Source organism: Arhodomonas sp. KWT2 (assembly GCF_041949875.1).
Lineage (GTDB): Bacteria > Pseudomonadota > Gammaproteobacteria > Nitrococcales > Nitrococcaceae > Arhodomonas > Arhodomonas aquaeolei.
On sequence record NZ_JBHFPQ010000018.1, the window covers coordinates 1 to 16972 of the forward strand.

Annotated in this window: 10 protein-coding genes; 3 read left to right on the top strand and 7 right to left on the bottom strand. The window is 67.2% G+C overall.

Features of this window, described 5'->3' with window-relative positions; genetic code table 11:
* Positions 1 to 104 precede the first annotated feature (104 nt).
* The 3 genes from ACEZHJ_RS00690 to ACEZHJ_RS00700 all read right to left on the bottom strand — a co-directional run bounded on the left by ACEZHJ_RS00690 (position 105) and on the right by ACEZHJ_RS00700 (position 6556).
* Positions 105 to 998, bottom strand: a complete 894-nt coding sequence (locus ACEZHJ_RS00690; RefSeq protein WP_163142530.1) for a YaaC family protein — start codon at positions 996 to 998, stop codon at positions 105 to 107.
* Between the two features lie 369 nt (positions 999 to 1367).
* On the bottom strand, positions 1368 to 1733 hold the full coding sequence (locus tag ACEZHJ_RS00695; protein ID WP_163142524.1) for a hypothetical protein: 366 nt from the start codon (positions 1731 to 1733) through the stop codon (positions 1368 to 1370).
* 929 nt (positions 1734 to 2662) lie between these two features.
* The gene (locus ACEZHJ_RS00700) at positions 2663 to 6556 is read right to left on the bottom strand and encodes a DUF3683 domain-containing protein (RefSeq protein WP_375036126.1); all 3894 of its coding nucleotides are present in this window, start codon (positions 6554 to 6556) and stop codon (positions 2663 to 2665) included.
* Between the two features lie 330 nt (positions 6557 to 6886).
* Here ACEZHJ_RS00700 and ACEZHJ_RS00705 point away from each other — a divergent pair, with 330 nt between their 5' ends.
* The 3 genes from ACEZHJ_RS00705 to ACEZHJ_RS00715 are packed head-to-tail and all read left to right on the top strand — an operon-like array spanning position 6887 to position 8816.
* Entirely contained in the window at positions 6887 to 7252 is a 366-nt protein-coding gene (locus tag ACEZHJ_RS00705; RefSeq protein WP_018719418.1) for a response regulator, read from the top strand.
* The gene (locus ACEZHJ_RS00710) at positions 7249 to 7863 is read left to right on the top strand and encodes a chemotaxis protein CheC (RefSeq protein ID WP_018719419.1); all 615 of its coding nucleotides are present in this window, start codon (positions 7249 to 7251) and stop codon (positions 7861 to 7863) included. The genes ACEZHJ_RS00705 and ACEZHJ_RS00710 overlap by 4 nt, the downstream gene beginning before the upstream one ends.
* Before the next feature lie 5 nt (positions 7864 to 7868).
* Positions 7869 to 8816: a GGDEF domain-containing protein gene (locus ACEZHJ_RS00715; protein WP_375036127.1), complete on the top strand. Its 948-nt coding sequence runs from the start codon at positions 7869 to 7871 to the stop codon at positions 8814 to 8816.
* Positions 8817 to 8865: 49 nt separating this feature from the next.
* On the opposite strand, the gene ACEZHJ_RS00720 is transcribed toward ACEZHJ_RS00715, so the two are convergent.
* From ACEZHJ_RS00720 to ACEZHJ_RS00735, 4 genes are all read right to left on the bottom strand, one after another.
* On the bottom strand, positions 8866 to 11958 hold the full coding sequence (locus ACEZHJ_RS00720) for an efflux RND transporter permease subunit (RefSeq protein ID WP_375036128.1): 3093 nt from the start codon (positions 11956 to 11958) through the stop codon (positions 8866 to 8868).
* Positions 11948 to 13177 (bottom strand): efflux RND transporter periplasmic adaptor subunit, encoded by a 1230-nt coding sequence (locus ACEZHJ_RS00725; RefSeq protein WP_375036129.1) that lies wholly within the window; start codon positions 13175 to 13177, stop codon positions 11948 to 11950. The genes ACEZHJ_RS00720 and ACEZHJ_RS00725 overlap by 11 nt, the downstream gene beginning before the upstream one ends.
* Positions 13174 to 14568: a TolC family protein gene (locus ACEZHJ_RS00730; protein ID WP_375036130.1), complete on the bottom strand. Its 1395-nt coding sequence runs from the start codon at positions 14566 to 14568 to the stop codon at positions 13174 to 13176. The genes ACEZHJ_RS00725 and ACEZHJ_RS00730 overlap by 4 nt, the downstream gene beginning before the upstream one ends.
* 1429 nt (positions 14569 to 15997) lie before the next feature.
* A complete protein-coding gene (locus ACEZHJ_RS00735; RefSeq protein WP_018719424.1) occupies positions 15998 to 16864 on the bottom strand; it encodes an AraC family transcriptional regulator in 867 nt (288 codons plus the stop codon).
* Positions 16865 to 16972: the final 108 nt, after the last annotated feature.

A 16972-nucleotide genomic window follows, 5' to 3' on the forward strand; every position in this document is an offset into this window, starting at 1 on the left:
GCCCACCGCGCACCGCTTTGATCGCCTGCATTCGCAGCGCGTGCATCGCCGCCTTGTCAATTGTGCGGCCATCGTTGGAGCGTTTGCATCTCATGATGCAAAACCTAACACATCATGGCTTTACTTTCTTTAAGGTTAGTATGCATAGCTGCGAACGAGAGCGTCATGTGCGACCGTAGGATGTGACCGGCAACATTGTTGTTCCGCTTTATATACCAGAGCCTCTGCGGACCACATATATAGTGCAGATGCCTTCGGACCCGCCTGTGATAATTTTGATAGCGTCGTAGGCTGTTCGCTTTATCCTTAGGGCGCCAGTTGAATCGATGCCTCAGGCGCACCAGGTATTTGTCATCCGCACCCAATTCACGCTCGAACGCTGATGGCAACCGGTTCACAGTATTCATACTCGCGTACTTCTCGCGGAGCTCGGCAACGAACCAAGCTTCATGTGTGCGCGTCGACCGGACAATGCGTGGGTTGCTAACAGGAACAAAGAGTTCCGGCGCCGATTCATACGTTAAATCAAATGCTCTATGTATGTACGCAAGGTTGTAGAGTAGATCCTTCAGTGTGTACGTAACCTCCGTCGCGGGCTCGCCTAAATGGGTGCACAACGCCGGAAGTATCCCTCCCGGTTTGAATTTGACGTACTCATTGGCCAGAGCGGACTTCCCGGTTGTCGTGTAGCCGGTGACGCCATGGGCATCGCTAAAGGGAACGCCCTTCGCGAGCAACAAGGCCTTTGTTGCGTTAAGAAAGCAATAGTATGCCGTCAGCGGACTGGCGGTTTTCGGAAGTGCTTGAGTCGCGTCATAGAAAGAACGCGCCTGCCCCCAGTAAAAACGCGCCTTGTAGCTACGTTTACGTTTCAGCCATAGATCCACATAGTCCCAGGTGTCGGTCACCAGAACCGTCTTCTCATCGAAGTGCGGTTGAGTGACAGCCTTGTGTATGGTGAGCGGCTTACCCTTATGATGGATGTCGCTGAATGGCATACTCACACCAATGATTCTTAACGCTAGCCGTAACCGGCGCATTTATTGTGAGCGTAGCGAACGATAAATGTGTCCGAGTTTACGGATTTGTTAGGTTGTATTAGCACCTAAAGTTCCGTTCATGAAGCCATTTCCATGCTTTTTCAGGCAGCCAACCTTGGTAATTGTCGCACACTTCAATAACCAAAAGGTTGTCATTATTATCCATGTGGCTTTTCAAGCGTTTCTGCCACTCATTAGGGCCTTGGCTTGTACTAATAATCCACGTTGAATCTAAGTGGTGCCACCATGCACCGGCCTTTTTTATTTCCTGGTAAAGACTGCTGTAATCTTGGCCTAGCTTATTAAGGTCATAAGAAATAAGGAGAATCATTTCTCATCTCCTTGTTGATCTATTGCGTTACTTGCAGACACGTTTGGCAATGCTCCCGGCTCATATAATACTGGCAGCTCGTTATCGCCCAACTTTTCACGAAGAACAGTAAGGTGGGCTTCTTGGTCAAAGACTAGTTTCTTCGGCCAAAATACAACCAGAATTGCAACAAGCACAATCAATATAAGAAGAACAATAAATGCGGCGGTTATAATGCTTACAGTAACCTCTGGCGGAAGAGACGACTTCCAAGCCAATACGATAATTATTAATGCGAGAGAGATTGCAGCTACTGCAAAAAAACGTAATGGACTTGCAACCGTTTTGATTACTCTGTAAGCACTTTCTCGGACGTTATCCATAAGATGGTCCCATTGTACGCTTCCTCAACCTAACAGCTAATAGACGGACAACGTCCGCGTTATAACACGGACTCTGTCCGCATAATACGCATGCGCCATACCCCTAACTACTCTGCCTGTGAGGTGCCGCTTCAGAGCAGCGCTGGCCCGGCGCTCCGGCGTCCACTATCCGCCGTATGCGGGACGTGGACGGCATGATAGGCGGACATTTGCCGCAATACGCGCTTGCGCGCCACCGGTCAGGCGGGTGTGGCATGTCTGTACAGCGTTCCATGGAGGGGCGACAGAGTGTCACGGAAGAGCGCTCCTTTTCTCTATCGTGTCCGTTCCCTGGTGCGGGGACATCGTTATTGGATTCGCGCAGGAGAGGCGTGCCTGACCTGGATCCGTCGGTTCATCCTGTACCAGAACAGGCAGTAGCCGCAAGGCTTGGGCCTAACGTAAGTCAGGATGTTTCTCATCGACCTGACGGCTGCGGGAGGCGTCATTGCGGCGGCGCAGGGCCGGTGTTCAATACGCTGGATTTTCGTTTTCGACGAGGTTTCGGGGCGCGGGCTTCGCGGTGTTGGCTGCATTGTGCGGGTGTGGGCGCGGTCGTTATCGATGCCGTATCGATGAAGGGCGTTTGAAAGGCGATTCGTTGGGGGTGATCGGGGTGGCGGGCGGGTTTTTTTGGGGGTGTTGTTTGGGGGGGTGGTTGAGGGAGATGTCGCACACGGCCGGGGGCCGTGCACGACCTACGGGTGCTGCCGCGCATCGTGGAACTCGGTGCGGACGGCTTCCACCCTCTCCCCCAGCCCCTCTCCCATCAAGGGAGAGGGGGGCACAAATGGCCTCTGCCCCTCTCCCGTCAAGGGAGACGGGCACCAATGGCCTCGCACCGGGGGTGGAACTCGCGCCGCACTCGGGCTCACCGCGGTGGCGGTTGGTTACAGCAGCACCTTTTCGATGCCGCCGGCCTGGGCGCGTTCGATGAACTGTTCCTGCCAGCCGTCGCCGAGGAGGTGGTTGGCCATTTCGATGACGATGTAGTCCGCCTCGACGCCGGTGTCGTCCTCGTAGCGCGAGAGGCCCTGGAGGCACGCGGGGCAGGAGGTGAGCATCTTCACCTTGCCCTTCTCGGCGGTGGGCTCGCCAGTGAGCTCTTCCAGGCCTTTGTTGTACTCCTCTTCCTTGCGGAAGCGGACCTGGCTGGCGATGTCCGGCCGGCTGACGGCGAAGGTGCCCGCTTCGCCGCAGCAGCGGTCGTTCAGCGGGACCTCGGTGCCCATGAGGGTGCTCGCGGTCTTCTGCGCGTCGTGGGTCTTCATGGGGGTGTGGCAGGGGTCGTGGTACATGTACTGTACGCCGTCCACGCCCTCGAGCTTGTAGCCCTTCTCCAGCAGGTACTCGTGGATGTCGAGCAGCCGGCAGCCCGGGAAGATCTGCTCGAATTCGTATTTCAGCAGCTGGTCCATGCACGTGCCGCAGGAGACGATCACCGTCTTGATGTCCATGTAGTTCAGCGTGTTCGCCACCCGGTGGAAGAGCACGCGGTTCTCGGTGGTGATCTCCTGGCCCTTCTCCAGGTCGCCGTTGGAGGTCTGCGGGTAGCCGCAGCACAGGTACCCGGGCGGGAGCACGGTCTGGGCACCGGCGTCGTAGAGCATGGCCATGGTGGCGAGGCCGATCTGGCTGAACAGCCGCTCCGAGCCGCAGCCGGGGAAGTAGAACACCGCGTCCGAGTCCTCGGTGACCTTTTCCGGATTGCGGATGATGGGCACGGTCTTGTCGTCCTCGAGCCCGAGCATGGCGCGGGTGGTGCGCGAGGGCAGCTTGCCCGGCATGGGCTTCTTGACGAAGTGCACCACCTGGGCCGGGACGTTGGAGAGGTCGCGGGTGTGCTTGGGGCGCTTCTTCGGCTCGGCGTCCGGGCGCTTGCCGCCGCTGCCGGCGAGGCCGACCTTCTTGGCGACGTGGAAGCCGAGCCGCTGCGCGCCGTAGCCCCACTCGATCATACCCTTGCGCATGATGTTGATGGTGCGCGCGTCCTTGACGTTGAGGAACGCCATCGACGCGCTGGTCTGCGGGCTGGAGCGGCGCTGGCCCTTGTGCTTGAGGATGCTGCGCATCTTCACGGTGACGTCGCCGAAGTCGATGTTCACCGGGCAGGGGGTGACGCAGCGGTGGCAGACCGTGCAGTGGTCGGCCACGTCGTTCATCTCCTCCCAGTGGTGCAGCGAGATCCCGCGGCGGGTCTGCTCCTCGTAGAGCACCGCCTCGATCATCAGCCCGGTGGCGAGGATCTTGTTGCGCGGGTTGTAGAGCAGGTTGGCCCGCGGGATGTGGGTGGTGCACACGGGCTTGCACTTGCCGCAGCGCAGGCAGTCCTTGATGTCGTCGTTGAGCTCGCCGAGCTCACTGGCCTCCAGGATCAGCGCCTCCTGCTGGAGCAGTCGCAGCGAGGGGGTGTAGGCATCCGACAGGCCGGAGCCCTGGAGGAGCTTGCCGCGGTTGAACCAGCCCTCGGGGTCGACCTCGTGCTTGTAGCTCGCGAAGCGCTCGGAGACGGCCGGGTCGAGGTACTGCATCTTGGTGATGCCGATGCCGTGCTCGCCGGAGATCACGCCGTTCAGCCGCCCGGCGAGCGCCATGACCTGGTCCACGATGTGGTCGGCCTCGCGCATCATCCGGTAGTCGTTGGAGTTCACCGGGATGTTGGTGTGCACGTTGCCGTCGCCGGCGTGCATGTGCAGGGCGACGAACAGCCGGCTGGAGAGCACGTCCTGGTGGATGGCGTCGATCTTCCTGCGCACGGGCTCGAGGTCGCGGCCGTCGAAGATCTCCTTGAGCCGGTCCTCGACCTCGCGGCGGTAGGAGATGCGCAGGCTGCGCCGCAGCAGCAGGTTGGCGATGGTGTCGCCCTCGCGCCGGTCCGCCCGGGCGGTGTCGTCGAGGAGCGCGTCCAGCGCCACCGGGTCACCGTCCATGTTGTCGAGGATGGCCTTCCAGCGGTCGCCGACGTCGGCGAGGTGCGCCACGGCGGAGGCGCACTTCTGCCCCAGGATCGAGCCGCCCTCCTCCGAGGCCTCGTAGTGCTCGCGGTCGAGGTAGTCCGGGCGCTGCTTGAGCTCCGGCAGGCTGCCGCCGAGATGGCTGCGCAGCTCGGCGAGCAGGCGCAGCTTGTTCTCGATGGACTGGACGATGTTGATCCGCTCGATGCCCTCGCTGTACTCGGCGAGGCGGTCCAGCGGGATGACGACGTCCTCGTTGATCTTGAACGCGTTGGTGTGGGCGGCGATGGCGGCGGTGCGGGAGCGGTCCGCCCAGAAGGTCTTGCGCGCCTCGGCGGAGACGGCGATGAAGCCGTCCGCGTTGCGGGCATTGGCCTTGCGCACCATGCGCGAGGCGGCCTCGGCGCAGGCGTTCTCGTCCTCGGAGGCGAGGTCGGCGACCAGCACCATCTTGGGCTTCTCGCCGCGGGCGCCCTTGGGCGCGTAGCCCACGGCACGGACGTAGCGCTCGTCCAGGTGCTCCAGGCCGGCGAGCTTGACGGACTCATCCGCCTGCAGGTCGTCGACGATCTCCACGATCGCCGGCACCGCCTCGTGGAGGTCCGTGCCGTAGAACTCCAGGCAGACGGTGCGCATGTGCTCGGGCATGACGTGGAGCACGAAGGTCGCGGAGGTGATCAGCCCGTCGCAGCCCTCCTTCTGCACTCCCGGCACACCGTTCAGGAACTTGTCCGTGACGTCCTTGCCCAGGCCGACCTTGCGGAAGGTCTCGCCCGGGAAGGCGATCTCCTCCGGCTCGCCCTTGCGGGTCTCGCCGTCCGCCTCAAACCGGGTGACGCGGAAGCGCACGGTCTCCTGATCGTGGATCTTGCCCATGTTGTGATCCACGCGCTCCACGTCCAGCCACTCCGCGTCCGGGGTGACCATGCGCCAGGAGGCCAGGTTGTCCAGCGCCGTGCCCCAGAGCACCGCCTTCTTGCCGCCGGCGTTCATGGCGACGTTGCCGCCGATGGTCGAGGCGTCCTGGGAGGTGGGGTCGACGGCGAAGACATAGCCGTGCTTCTGGGCGAGGTCGGAGACACGGCGGGTGACCACGCCGGCCTCGGCGCGCACCGTCGCGACGGGCTTGTCCATGCCCGGCAGGGTCCGGCGCTCCACGGCGCCGACGCCCTCCAGCTTCTCCGTGTTGATGACCACACAGTCCTCGTGCATGGGCACCGCCCCGCCGGTGTAGCCGGTGCCGCCGCCGCGGGGGATGATGACCAGCCCCAGCTCGACGGCGGTCTTCACCAGCGCGGCCATCTCCGCCTCGGTGTCCGGGCAGAGCACGACGAAGGGCACCTCCACGCGCCAGTCGGTGGCGTCGGTCTGGTGGGAGACGCGGGAGAGCCCGTCGAAGCAGATGTTGTCCTCGCGGGTGTGGCGGGCGAACGCACGGCGGGCGCGCTCGCGCTTGCGCTGCATCTCCGGGAACCACTGCTCGAACTCGCGCACCGCGGTCCGGGCCTGGTCGGCCAGGTCCAGGGCCTTGCGGTTGCCCTCGGCGCGGGCGACGATCTGGTCGAGTCGGTGGTTCATCGCCTCGATCAGCGCCCGGCGGCGTTTGGCGCTGTCGAGGAGGTCGTCCTGGATGTAGGGGTTGCGTTTGACCACCCAGAGGTCGCCGAGGACCTCGAAGAGCATGCGCGCGGAGATGCCGGTGCGGCGGCTCTCGCGTAGCTCGTTGAGGGTGTCCCAGGCCTCCGGGCCCAGGTAGCGCAGGACGATCTCGCGGTCGGAGAAAGACGTGTAGTTATACGGGATCTCGCGGATGCGGGCAGTTTCAGTCATTCGCCTGGTGGGTCATGTTGCGCTGCGAAGGACTAGCATCATACAGCGCCGCCCCCCGGGATTCAGTGCCTCGACCGCCGGGATTGACAGAAACTATTAACCCCTCTTACCTGTCTCATTGTTTAAATGAATTGGATTCATGCGTCATGGCCGCCTGATCCACCACCGCCCGTCGCGGCGCAATGACCGATCGCATAACAGCATGGCAGTATTGGTTGTCTACCGACGAGGTCACACTTGCCGCGCCAGAACGGTTGGATTAATGACGACTCCGCCGCATAATGCGGAGCTTGATAAAAAGGAACCAGGCCCGACACCGACGAGGTAACGATGTCCACCCAGGTTCTCGTGGTCGATGACTCGACCATGTCACGGAAGATCACAATCCGTGCGCTACCTCCGGAATGGGACGTGGAGGTCTCGCAGCTCGATAACGGCGAGGATGCCGTGGAAGCCTGCCGAGAGGGTAACGTGGACGTCATGCTGCTCGATCTCACCATGCCGGGCCTCTCCGGCTTCGACGTGCTGGAGCGTATCTTCGAATTCCCCTCCCCGCCGGCGGTCATCGTGATCTCCGCCGACGCCCAGCCCAAGGCCGAGGAGCGGGCCATGGAGCTCGGTGCACGCGGTTTCGTGCGCAAACCCGTGGACCCGACCATGCTGGCCGCGACCCTGCGGGACACAGGGATATTATGAGCGTCGAACCCTTTTCGGCGGACCAGCAGGACGCGCTGCAGGAGATCGCCAATCTGGCGATGGGCCGTGCGGGTGCCGTGCTCGCCGAGATGCTGGACGTCTACATCGAGCTCTCGGTACCCCGGGTGGCGATCGTCGAGGCCGGCGGCCTCACCCCCGAGGTCGAGGCCCTCACGGGGCGCGACAGTCAGGTCGCGGCGGTACGCCAGCCGTTCATGGACGGCGTCAGCGGCGAGGCACTGGCGCTGTTCGGCGAGGGCGGCTGCCGCGGGCTGGCGGACCTGCTCGGCCACGACAGCGTGGACGAGACGGTCGAGCGCGAGCTGCTGCTCGACGTCAGCAACATCCTACTCGGCTCGGTCCTGCGCGGGCTCGGCGAGCACACCGCCACCCGCCTCTCGCTGGGGCGGCCGGCCATCATGAGCATGGGGTCGCCGGTCGCGCGGCTGCTCAACGCCGAGGACCTCATCTGGGACCAGGCGCTGATGCTGGAGGTGAACTTCCGGCTGGACGCCCGCGGCTTCGCCTGCCACCTGCTGCTGCTCATGCCCGAACAGAGCATCGAGACCATGCGCCACGCCGTCGACCGCATCCTCGACGGGCTGGGCTGACGGCCATGCCCGAATACGTCCTCCTCGACAACCTGGTCACCGCCCTCAACATCGGCGTCGTGATCGTCGACCGCGAGCGCCGGGTGCGCCTGTGGAACCACTTCATGGAGATGCACAGCGGCCACACGGCGGCGTGGATCAAGGGGCGTGACCTCTGCGAGGTGTTCCCCGAACTGCCGCAGGACTGGTTCTCGGCGAAGCTGCGCAGCGTCGCCTACACCCGGCAGGCGGCGTTCAGCTCGTGGACGGAGCGGCCCTGGCTGTTCCGCTTCGACAACCCGCACCAGGTCACCGGCGGGCCCAAGTCGATGTACCAGGACTGCACCTTCCTGCCCCTGGCCGGGCCGGAAGACGAGCGGGTGGAGCACATCTGCGTCACGGTCATGGACGTCACCGACACGGCGGTCTACCAGCAGCAGCTCCAGGACGCCCAGGCCCGGCTGCTGGAGATGAGCATCCGCGATCCGCTCACGGGCATCTCCAACCGCCGCCACCTCGAGGAATGCCTGGCCACCGAATACCAGCGCGCACGCCGTTACGAGCTGCCGCTGTCGGTGATCATGTTCGACATCGATCACTTCAAGCGCATCAACGACACCTTCGGCCACCAGGCCGGCGACGACGTCATCCGCCGCGTGGCGGGCATCGCCGAGGCCCAGCGCCGCACCCCCGACACCCTGGGGCGCTACGGCGGCGAGGAGTTCACCCTGGTACTCCCCGAAACCGGCCTGGAAGGGGCCCACGCCGCCGCCCACCGGCTCTGCGACACCATCGCCGAGACCGCCATCCCGGCCTCGAGCGAGACCATCCACACCACCGTGAGCGTGGGGGTCGCCGCCCTGGACACCGGCGACGACAGCCACGACAAGCTCCTCGACCGCGCGGACGCCGCCCTCTACGAGGCCAAGTCCATGGGGCGGAACAGCGTCGTGGTCGCCCGCCCCGCGGAATAACCGCCCGCCGTCGCCACCCCCGCAAAGGCCATAAGGCCGTCCGGCCGGCTCAGTCCGTGCGCCGGCCGCCCAGCAGGGCGCGAACGTCCTCGATGGCGAGGTACAGGCAGGGGATGAGGAAGAGCAGGATCGCCGAGGAGAACACGATCCCGTAGCCCAGCGAGATCGCCATCGGGATCATGAACCGCGCCTGCATCGAGGTCTCGAAGATCATCGGCGCCAGCCCGCCGAAGGTGGTGAGCGTGGTGAGCATGATCGGCCGGAAGCGCCGCACGCCCGCGGCGTGGACCGCCTCCCCCACGCTCGCGCCCTCGCGCACCCGGGCATTGGCGTAGTCGATCATCACCAGCGAGCCGTTCACCACCACACCGCCGAGGGCGATGATCCCCATGATGCTGATGATGCTCAGGCTGTAGCCCATGATCAGGTGGCCGAGGATCGCCCCGACGACGCCGAAGGGGATGGCCATCATCACGATCATGGGCTGGATGTAGCTGCGGAACGGCAGCGCGAGCAGCGCGAAGATCCCGAGCAGCGCGATGGTCACGGTCTGGAAGAAGCTCTGGATGGCGTCACGCATACTCTCCTGGCGCCCGCCGAACTCGTAGGACAGCCCCGGGAAATCCGCCACAAGCCGCGGCAGCATCCGCTCGCGGAGCTCGCGCAGGACCCGGTTGGTCTGCTCGATGGGCACCACGTCCGCGGTCACCGGCATCGCCCGGCGGCCGTTCTCGCGCTGGATGCTGGTCACCGCGCGGGAGTGACTGACCTCCGCCACCGACTCCAGCGGCACGTACCGCCCCGCGTCGGTACGCAGCATGAACGAGGACACGGCGGTCTGCATGTCCGCCAGCGCCGGCGGCAGCTGCACGCGCACGGTGACCTCGCTGGCCCCCCGCAGCAGCTTCACCGCCTCGGCGCCGTAGAAGCCGTTGCGCAGCTGGCGCGATATCCCGTCGACGGTGAAGCCCAGTGCCCGGCCACTGTCCGTGAGACGGATCGTCCACTCCGGGCTGCCGAGCTGGTAGCCGTCGTCGACGTCCCGCACGTAGGCGAGCTCGCCGAGACGCTCGGCCAGGGTCGCCGCGGCATGGTTGAGGGTCTCGATATCGCCGTGACTCAGCTGCACGGTCACCGCCGCACCGCCGCCCGGACCGCCGCGGTCGGCATCGAAGCTGGTGGACTCCACCCCGGGGATCGCACCGGCCACCTCGCGCCAGCGCTGCACGAAGGCGCCGGTGCTCATCGGCCGCCGCTCCGGCGGGGTCATGTACACCCGCACCTCCACCTCGTTGCCGTCGATGGCGGCATAGACGCCGTCGCTGAGGGCATCGCCGCCGTTGCCCTCGACCACCTCGCCCGCGGCAGCGACCAGGGTGTCCCGCACCCGGCGCAGGGCCGTCGCCGGGGCCCCCTGGGGCAGCACCGCGGTGACCTCGGCGGTGTCCGACTCCACCCGGGGCATGAGGATGAAGCCCATCCGCCCGCTCGCCGCGTAGGCGAGCGTCACCGCCAGCAACGCCGTCGCCAGGCCCAGGGTCACGTAGCGCCAGCGCACGGCCAGCGCCAGCGCACCGCCGTAGCCCCGGTCGATGAAGCGGCTGAACGCCGCGCTGAAACGCTGCTGCAGCCGGTGCGCCGTCGCCCCCGCGCCGGTGCTCGCCCCGCTGCGGGTGTGCCCCAGGTGCGCCGGCAGGATGATCAGCGCCTCCACCAGCGAGATGGCGAAGACCGTACCCACCACCGCCGGGATCACCGCCCAGATCTGGCCGAAGGTCCCGGGGATGAAGGCCAGCGGCAGGAAGGCGACGATATTGGTGAGCACGCTCATCACGATCGGCACCGCGATGTCCCGCGCCCCCTGCACCGCGGAGGGGAGCAGCCCCAGGCCCCGTTGCCGGTACTCGTAGATGTTCTCGCCGGCGACGATGGCGTCGTCCACCACGATGCCCAGCGCGATGATGAACGCGAACAGCGAGATCATGTTGATGGACACGCCGAACCACGGCAGGAACAGGAACGCCCCGAGGAAGGCGGTGGGGATACCCACGGTCACCCAGAACGCCAGCCGCAGCTCCAGGAAGGCGCTCAGCACCGCGAGCACCAGCAGCAGCCCGAGGAAGGCGTTGCCGAGCAGCAGCTCCACGCGCTGGCTGTAGATGCTCGAGGCGTCGCTGCGGATGGCGACACCGATCTGCGGCGGCAGCGACGCCCGGATCTCCGGGAGCACCCGGTGCACGGCATCGGAGACCCCGATGGGCGTCTCCCGCCCGACCCGGAAGACCTCCACGCCCACCGCCGGCTTGCCGTCGTAGCTGCCGATGTCCTCGTCCGCGGTGGCGAAGGCCTCGCTCACGTCAGCCACGTCGGAGAGGCGCACCACGCCCCCGCCCGGGGTCGCGCGCAGGACGATGTCGCGAAAGCCCTCTGCCCGGGTGAGGCGCTCGCCCACCTTCAGCAGGATGTCGCCGCCCGCGGTCTCCACCCGCCCGGCGGAGCGGTCCCGGGAGTTCTCCGCCACCACCGCGGCCACGTCCTGGAGGGTGAGGCCGTAGGTCCGCAGCTGCGCCTCGCTGACGTCGATGTGGATCTCGTAGTCGCGGACGTCCTCCAGCGCGGCCTGGGTGACGCCGTCCGTCTGCCGGAGGCGGTCGCGCACCCGTTCGGCGGCGGCGCGCAGGCTGTGCTCGGGCACGTCGCCGTAGACAAGCATGTCCAGCACGTCCCGGCGCCAGCCGCTGAAGGAGATCTCCGGGTCCTCCGCCTGGTCCGGGAAGGTGTCGATGTCGTCCACCGCGCGGGTGACGTCCTGGTAGGCGCGCTGGAGGTTGTAGCCCTCGATCAGCTCGATGTTCACCCGGCCGCTGCCGGTTCGGGCCGTGGCGGTGATCTTCTCGACGCCTTCCAGGCCCTGCACGGCCTCCTCCACCGGCAGGACCACGCCGGATTCGATCTGCTCCGGCGTGGCCCCCGGGTAGGAGACACTGACCACGAGGACGTCGCGCTGGAAGTCCGGGAAGACCTCCTGGGTGATGCGGGTGGTCATGTACAGCCCGCCGAGCAGGAAGACCAGCATGAGCAGGTTCGGCGCCACCCGGTGGCGCACGAACCAGCCGATCACGCCGCCGCCCTCACCCGCCATCGCCGCTCTCCGCCTCCGCGGCACGCAGGGGCATGCCCTCGGCGGGGGTGGCGATGCCGGAGGTGACCACCCGGTCGCCGGGCGTCTGGCCGCCGACGACGAACACCCGCTCACCGTCGCGGTAGGCCACCGTGACCTCGCGGAAGACCAGCTCGCCGCCGGCGCCGATCAGCCACAGCGTGTCGCCGCCGTGGAGCCAGCCGGCGCGGACCTCGTAGGCGTCCTCCAGCACCCGGCCCTGGATCTCGCCGCGCACGAACGCACCGATCAGCAGCCGCGGCGGATCGCCCTCGCGCTCCAGCGCCAGCGGGTCGTCCACCGCCACCAGCACCCGGGCCAGTCGGCCGTCCTCCTCCAGCGAGTCGAGCACGCGGATGACCCGGCCCTGGCGGTACTCGCCGGGCGCCCAGGCGGCGTCGTAGTGCAGGCGCACGGCGGACCCGTCACCGCCCTGCCCGTCCGGCGCATCGATCCAGCGCAGCGCGCGCACCGGCACGGTGAGCTCCACCCACCAGCGCTCGGTGCCGGCCAGCTCGCCAAGCTGGGTGCTGGTGGTCACCTCCGCACCCGGCGCCACGTCCCGGGAGAGCACCACCGCGTCGAAGGGGACCGTCACCGTGGTGTGGTCCAGGTCCCGCTGCGCGGCCTCGACGTCGCTGCGGGCCGAGGCCACCGCGGCGCGGGCACTGTCGAGCTGCGGCTCGCGCAGCATCAGGGACTTCTCCTCCGGCGCCGGCGACTCGTCGCCGAGGATCTCGTACTCCTGCCGTGCCACCGCCTGCTGGCCCTGCTCCAGGGCGAGGTCCGAGCGGGCCCGGGTGAGCGCGGCCTGCGCCCGCTGGAGGGCGAGGCGGTAGTCCTCGTCGTCCAGTGTGAGCGCTGTGGCCCCGGCGTTCAGGCGTCCGCCGGGATCGAAGCCCTCGGCCAGCGAGGTCACCCGGCCGCCCACCCGCGGACGCAGCACCAGCCGCCGGGACGGCTCGACATCTCCGTGAGCCGTGACCGTGATCCGGTGGTCCGCCGGGCTCACCGTCACCACCTCCACCAGCCGCGCCGCGGGCTCGGGCCGCTGCTGACGGCCCACCGGCTCGTCCGTGGTCATCAGCCGGTAGGCCGCGGCACCGCCGGCGGCGAGCACCAGCAGCGTCAGCACGGTGTGCACGACGGCCCGCACGCCGCCGCGGCGCGGCGGCGTGTCCGTGGTATTCGTCCCCGTCACGTCGGTTCGTCCCCCTCATCCGTCGGCTCGCCGAAGGCGCCGCCGGCGACGGCGCGGATCAGCGCGATGCGGTCCAGCACCAGCGCCCAGCGGGCGTCGACGAGCTGGCGTTCGATATCCTGCAGGCGGCTCTGGGCATCGAGCACGTCCAGGTAATCCGCCGCGCCGTTGAAGTAGCGCGAGCGCAGCTGTGTCAGCACCCGCTCCGCGATGTCGCGCTGGCGCTGGAGCCCGTCCAGCACCCGGCGGTCGGCCCGCGCGGCGGACAGCGCCTGCTCCACCTCGGCAACCGCCTCCACCACGGTCTGGGCGTAATCGTTGAACGCCACCGCCCGTGCCGCACGGTCGCGCTCGATGCGCGCGCTGATCGCCCCGCCCTGGTAGAGCGGCAGGGTCAGCGAAGCGGCGAGCTCGCGCACCCAGTCCTCGAACGCGCGGGCGGCGGACACGGCGGTGCTGGTCAGCGAGGCGGAGAGATCCAGGCTCGGGTAGCGCTCGGCGATGGAGGCCGCCACCGTGGCGTCCGCCGAGCGCACCCGCAGGAAGGCAGCGCGCAGGTCCGGGCGGCGGCGCAGCCACGCCGAGGGCACGCCCACGTCCGGCAGCGGCGGCACCACCACGCGCTCCGGCGCCTCGGTCGGCAGCGCCAGCGCCTGGGGCGGGCGGCCGAGCAGCGCGGCGAGGTCCGCGCGCAACCGGTCGCGCTCACCCAGGGCCTGCTCCAGGGTGGTGCCGGTCTGCTCGGTGAGCTGGCGCTGGCGCAGCAGCTCGTCGGCGGTGACCTGGCCGTTACGGAAGCGCACCTCGATGAGATCGGCGATACGCGCGTTGAGGTCACGCTGGCGGCGCAGCAGCTCGATGGTCTCGTGCTGGCTCAGGAGCTGATAGTAGGTGCGTGCGACCTCCGCGCTCAGGGTCACCGCCGCGGCACGCAGGTCGAAGCGGCTCGCCTGCGCCTCCAGCCCGGCAGCACGGGCCTGGGAGGCCAGCCGTCCCCACAGGTCGACCTCGAAGCTGGCGGTCAGCGAGCCGGTGTAGCGCTCGGTGCTCTCGCCATCGTTGCGCTGGGTCCTCGCCCCGCTGCTGGCCTGCAGCTGCGGGCGCTGCCCGGCCCCCTCCAGCCGGGCCAGCGCCCGCGCGCGGCGGAGCCGCGCCCGCGCGCCGGCGAGCGAGAAACTGCCCGCCAGGGCCTCGCGCTCCAGCGCCGCCAGGGCCGGATCGTCGAAGTGCCGCCACCAGCGCGACGGCAGCGCACCGTCCCCGCTCGCGGAGAAGCGTTCCGGCACCGGCGCGGCATCGCGCGCGGGCATGTCGGTGTTCGGGGTGCACGCGGCGAGCACGGCGATTCCCGCACCCGCCAGCACCAGCCGCAGCGGAAGAGAACTGGTCATCGTGATCCTTGGACTGCCCCAGCGGGGGAATTATCCACGCTTGCCGGCACCCATGAAACGCAAACCGGGCCGCGGCGGTAAGGGTTCACGAAAATTCACAATCGGCCGGCCTCGCGGGACGGACACGACGGCCCGCGCCGCCCGGCCTGCCGGGGGATCGCGTCACGAGGGACACGGCGCGGCGCGAGACGGGATCGGCACCGTGGCCGGGGCCCACCGGCCGCAACACCACGCGGGCACCGGCGTTCCGGGCCGCGGCGGCGGTAATGGGCCAGCCGTGCACCCCCCGGGGCTACGATGTCGGCTGCGCCCGGCGGCCGATATCGTCGCGGACGGGTGCCCGCCCGCGTAATCACATGGACTCGTCCCCCCTGTAGAGGCATCGAGGCGCCGGGGTGGCGGGTGTACCGTCCACTGAGAGACCGTGCAGGTCGAGAAAGGCGGGCGAGTCCGTGGATAGGGTTATCACATTGGCGGTGGATCTGGCCAAAGAGGTTTGCTTCGCGGTGGGAGAGGATGCGTCGGGGCGAGTGTGCTTTGAACGCGGGTTTCGCTCGCGGCGTGCCTTTGAGCGTTTTCTCGAGGGGCTGTCGGGGTCGCTGGAGGTGGTGCTGGAGACGGGCTCGGGGGCGCACTACTGGGCACGGCGTCTGCGTGCTCACGCAGCGCGTGTGCGAGCACCGCAGCTCGGGTAGGTCGGTTGCTCCTGGCAACCGACAGCCACGATGATGTCGCTCACGTGCCGGAGCCACACCGGCGCCGGCAATGAGGCGTGGCACTGCCCGACAGACGAGGTCAGGGCAAACAACGGCCGGCAGGTCGTCAGGTTTTCCCGATAACCCGCAAGCAAACTGGCAACCCCCCCCGGACAACATCCAGGATCGTGCACGGCCGACAGGCCGTAGACGTCATTCCGCCGGAACACCGCCCACGCAACGTCGCGCCCCGGACCCGGCCGCCGACCGGGAGACCGCCGGCACCCCACCTGTCGGTTGCCAGGAGCAACCGACCTACAGGAACGGGGCAGTCCGCCCGAGTGGCTCAATGGCGCCTTCCATGCGCTGCTCGCCGAGCTGGATGCGGCATATCGGGTGCCGGGGGATCGGCTCGCGCGGGCGGACGCGCGGCTCAAACGCCTCGCCGCCGAGGACCCGCAGGCAAGACGGCTGGCGACGCTCCCCCGTGGCGCAGCGAACTGTGCCACCTCGATGAGGCCTGATACATCAGTGCAGGCGGGGTTCCTTCCACCAGCCGGCGGTTGATACCAGGGGCGAGTCCATACATAGGTCGTGCACGGCCGCGAGGCCGTGTGCGACTGCCGGGACCCGGATCAACGGGCAAGGCCGTTCACCCGGGCCTCCTGGCGGAGTGGTCCGGCTCGCACCGCCAGTCTTCCGGGCAGATCCCGGGTAAACGACCCACTGGAAGGTCACAGCTGGCGCATCTGTGCGCCGTAGCGGTCCACCACCCGCTGGTACTGGCTCGGGGCGGCGCCCAGGTGGTTGCGGAAGAAACGCGTGAAGTGCCCCTGCTCCGAGAAGCCCAGCGAATCCGAGAGGTTGCCGAGCGTGCCCGTGCGCGAGGTCGCCAGCCACTCGCAGGCCTTCTTCATGCGGATCATGTTGAGCACCATGTGGGGCGTCATGCCAGTGCCCTTCTTGAACAGGGCGAAGAAGTGCGCCCGCGAGAGCCCGCACTCCGCGGCGAGCTCGTCCATCCGCACCTCCTCGGCGTAGTGCGTCATCAGGTACTCGTTGGCCCGCCGGATGCGCACGTCGTAGTAGGCGGTGGGCGCACTCACGCGCATCCGCGAGAGATGGCGCCACTCCGAAAACGATTCGCAGATACCGACGAGCAGCTCCGAGAGCAGCGATTCCACCCGGTCCTGGGGCGCCGGGCCAAGCTCCATCATCTGCGCGATCAGGGTGTCGGCGATCGCGCGCATCTGCGGCGTGAGATCGACGCAGCGCCGCGAGAAGAAATCCGGGCGTCCGCTGAGCGCCAGCGAGCGCTGCAGCTCCGCGAGCCAGGTGGGCTCGATGTAGAGCGCCAGGATCAGGGTGCGCGGTGCATCCGGCCGGTGGTCGTAGTAATGCGGCTCCCACGCGTTGACGAGCACCGCCGTGCGATCGGTCAGTGGCTGCTGCTGGCCCCGCACGGAGAAATAGGTATCCGCGCCCATGGCCTTGAGCAGTACGTGGCATTCCGAATGTGCATGGGGAACCAGTGGCTCATCCATGTCCAGCAGGGCAACGCGCCCGAAGTCCCCATGAAAAACGCGCTGCGCGTTCGACATGGCTCTGCTTCCTCCTCCCCGTATAAGGGTGCGGCGCTCGCGCCGCACCGTCGATGTTACCACCTGTTCGTGCACACCGCATTGCGCACGGGCAAAAACAGGCGCCGG